Origin of the sequence: Cohnella suwonensis, assembly GCF_042655365.1 — a bacterium.
In the GTDB taxonomy this organism is placed as follows: domain Bacteria; phylum Bacillota; class Bacilli; order Paenibacillales; family Paenibacillaceae; genus Cohnella; species Cohnella suwonensis.
The window spans coordinates 1-1,010 of the sequence record NZ_JBHSMH010000092.1; the positions used below are offsets into that span (position 1 = coordinate 1).

Genomic DNA, 1,010 nt, shown 5'->3' on the forward strand with positions numbered 1-1,010 from the left:
CAAGGAAGCAAATTCAGCCGGACACATCCGCACCACCTAACCGCATCGCGGCCGCCCTTCGGGCTTAAGGTGGTGGGACGTCGTGAACACATGAACGTTAGATGAAAGCCCCGAAAACCCAAACCCTATAGGGAATGAAGTGATAAGTAATGGATCTTCATTTATTCGATGTAGCTCTGGAAACATTACAATTTCCAACATCAAGCGAAGCACTATCTCTGAATACACAGACGTTTTTTATTTAATGTTCCCAAGCATATTAGTGATTTTTATGAAAGATTTTCATATACCCAATCATTAAGTTTGGTCACAATTTTTTTTATAAAGCCAACGATTTAGAAGAAGAGAATACGGATTTGCCTAACAGTAAATGTATTAAATTAGGACTTCTTATTATCGGCCATGGATTAAACGGGGATTATATCGTACTAAATATGAAGACCAATTTTATCGGATTTATATTTCATGATGAATTATTTGAGAACGAAGACTGTAGGATTGAAGATAATTATATAGATATGGGTATTAGCTTAGGAGAATTTAATAATATATCAATTAATTAAGAGGGATTCCCAGTAGACGGTTATCAGGCAGAGGCTTATAAGAATAATTCGGTGTAAGATTATTCGAAGAAGACGGGGCCATCATCTAACACCATGTTCACGCATCGGGCCATTCGGCCCTCGGTCCGGCAGGAGTAGGGAAGCGGATTCGACTGGAGCAGCTCAGCAACTGTAAGTAATTCAGCCGGACACATCCGCACCACCTAACCGCATCGCGGCCGCCCTTCGGGCTTAAGGTGGTGGGACGTCGTGAACACATGAACGTTATAAGAAATCGGGGGAAAGGCTTAACTTCAAGTGCTATAATGAAACCAAATAATCTTAAAGTAAAGGTGAACAAGACATTAAATTACTCTTTATATGCAGCCGAAATAAATGGCGCAGTTTAACTGCTGAGAAGATCTTTGATGGCTACAATGGTTATGAAGTTCGCTCTGCCGGTACTGA

1 pseudogene is annotated in these 1,010 nt (G+C 40.7%); it reads left to right on the forward strand.

Annotated features, from left to right (window positions below):
- Positions 1-906: 906 nt before the first annotated feature.
- A pseudogene (locus ACFPPD_RS21395) lies at positions 907-1,010 on the forward strand (protein tyrosine phosphatase); the annotation flags it as partial.